This is a genomic window from Megasphaera hominis, from assembly GCF_014269395.1.
Lineage (GTDB): Bacteria > Bacillota > Negativicutes > Veillonellales > Megasphaeraceae > Megasphaera > Megasphaera hominis.
Genome location: NZ_JACOGK010000064.1, coordinates 1 through 2,876 on the forward strand (window position 1 = coordinate 1; position 2,876 = coordinate 2,876).

Annotated in this window: 1 rRNA gene; it reads right to left on the minus strand. The window is 53.3% G+C overall.

The features are described 5' to 3' along the window. Positions 1-2,829, minus strand: a 23S ribosomal RNA gene (locus H8J70_RS12235); the annotation flags it as partial. Positions 2,830-2,876 lie beyond the last annotated feature (47 nt).

A 2,876-nucleotide genomic window follows, 5' to 3' on the forward strand; every position in this document is an offset into this window, starting at 1 on the left:
TGTGGGACCTTACTTGCTTGCGCAATGAGAAACCTCATCTCTAGGCTGGTTTCACGCTTAGATGCTTTCAGCGTTTATCCGTCCCCGACGTAGCTACCCAGCTGCACGGCTGGCGCCATGACTGGTACACCATTGGTCGGTCCACTCCGGTCCTCTCGTACTAGGAGCAGCCCCTTTCAAGTTTCTTACGCCCGCGATGGATAGGGACCGAACTGTCTCACGACGTTCTGAACCCAGCTCGCGTACCACTTTAATGGGCGAACAGCCCAACCCTTGGGACCTACTTCAGCCCCAGGATGTGATGAGCCGACATCGAGGTGCCAAACCTCCCCGTCGATATGGACTCTTGGGAGAGATAAGCCTGTTATCCCCAGGGTAGCTTTTATCCGTTGAGCGATGGCAATTCCACTCTCTGCCACCGGATCACTAAGCCCGACTTTCGTCCCTGCTCGACCTGTCCGTCTCGCAGTCAAGCTCCCTTCTGCCTTTGCACTCTGCGTGCGGTTTCCGTCCGCACTGAGGGAACCTTTGGGCGCCTCCGTTGCTCTTTCGGAGGCGACCGCCCCAGTCAAACTGCCCGCCTGAGACTGTCCGAAGATTCGTTACATCTTTCGTTAGAATTCCAATAAAACAAGGTTGGTATCCCACCATTGGCTCTGCGTATACTGGCGTACACGCTTCTCCGCCTCCCAACTATCCTGTACATCTTCTACCAGAATCCAATCTCAGGTTACAGTAAAGCTCCATGGGGTCTTTCTGTCCAGTCGCGGGTAACCTGCATCTTCACAGGTACTTCAATTTCACCGGGTCCCTCGTTGAGACAGTGCCCAAATCGTTACACCTTTCGTGCGGGTCGGAACTTACCCGACAAGGAATTTCGCTACCTTAGGACCGTTATAGTTACGGCCGCCGTTTACTGGGGCTTCAATTCTCTGCTTCGCTTGCGCTAACAAGTCCTCTTAACCTTCCAGCACCGGGCAGGTGTCAGCATCTATACTTCAGGTTTCCCTTTCGCAGACGCCTGTGTTTGTGGTAAACAGTCGCTTGGGCCTCTCTTCTGCCGCCCGTTCATGCTCCGAGCGTTTCGGCTCTTCACACTCTCCGGGCTATCCTTTTCCCTAAGTTACGGATATATTTTGCCGAGTTCCTTAACGAGGGTTTTCCCGCGCACCTTAGAATTCTCTTCCTGCCTACCTGTGTCGGTTTGCGGTACGGGTGGCAGTTCTCTCACTAGAAGCTTTTCTTGGCAATCGAGTCCCAGCCCCTTCGTTTCTGTCTCCAGAAACTCCCCATCGCATCTCGGCTTTCAGAATGACGGATTTGCCTGCCATTCAACCTACCTGCTTGGACATGCGCTTCCAACCGCATGCGCGCCTTCCTTCTTGCGTCACTCCCTCGCTCAAACGAGAACTGTCAGTACAGGAATTTCAACCTGTTGTCCATCTCCTACGCGTCTTCGCCTCGGATTAGGTCCCGACTTACCCTGGGACGACGAGCGTTGCCCAGGAACCCTTTGGCTTTCGGTGGAAAGGATTCTCACCTTTCTTTTCGCTACTCATACCGGCATTCTCTCTTCCTGCCTGTCCACCTGTCCTTCCGGTCAGGCTTCTCCCATGCAGGAACGCTCCCCTACCCAGTTAGTTTGACTAACTGCCAAAGCTTCGGTTCCGTACTTTAGCCCCGGTCATCTTCGGCGCAGAGTCTCTCGACCAGTGAGCTATTACGCACTCTTTTAATGGTGGCTGCTTCTGAGCCAACATCCTGGTTGTTTTCGAAATTCCACATCCTTCGCCACTTAGTACGGCATTGGGGACCTTAGCTGTTGGTCTGGGCTGTTTCCCTCTTGACTACGGGTCTTATTACTCGCAGTCTGACTCCCATGTATAAGTACAGCCATTCGTAGTTTGATTAGGTTCAGTAGCCGGATAGGCCCCTACCCTGTTCAGTGCTCTACCGCCTGTACTCTTACCATGAGGCTAGCCCTAAAGCTATTTCGGGGAGAACCAGCTATCTCCACGTTCGATTGGCATTTCACCCCTACCCACATCTCATCCAAAAGCTTTTCAACGCTCACTGGTTCGGTCCTCCACACATTTTTACCTGTGCTTCAACCTGGACATGGGTAGATCACTGTGGTTTCGGGTCTATTCCATCCAACTCCTCGCCCTGTTCAGACTCGCTTTCGCTGCGGCTCCACATTTCCTGCTTAACCTCGCTGGATGAAATAACTCGCCGGTTCATTCTTCAATAGGCACGCCGTTGCACCACTAATGTGCTTCGACTGCTTGTAGACATACGGTTTCAGGTTCTCTTTCATTCCCCTCCCGGGGTTCTTTTCACCTTTCCCTCACGGTACTATGCGCTATCGGTCCATATCAGTATTTCGCCTTGGAGGGTGGTCCCCCCTGCTTCCCACAAGGTTTCTCGTGTCTCGTGGTACTCTGGATCCTGCTCCCTGCCGTTGCTTACGCTTACCGGGCTCTCACCGTCTCTGGCTCAGGTTCCCACCTGATTCTGCTTCACGCTGGCAGTTGATCGCAGTCCGCAACCCCGTCCCGGTTTCCCGGATCGGTTTGGGCTCTGCCCCGTTCGCTCGCCGCTACTTGGGGTATCTCTGTTGATTCCTTTTCCTCCGGCTACTTAGATGTTTCAGTTCACCGGGTGCCCTTCCTCTTAGAGGATGACAGCACTCCTGCTGCCGGGTTTCCCCATTCGGAGATCTGCGGGTCAATGGTTACTTGCACCTCACCGCAGCTTATCGCAGCTTATCGCGTCCTTCTTCGGCTGATATGGCCAAGGCATCCGCCGTACGCCCTTACTTACTTGACTTTCGTCATGATTATTCTAAGGTTCGTTAAGTCTCTTTTTTAAAAAAG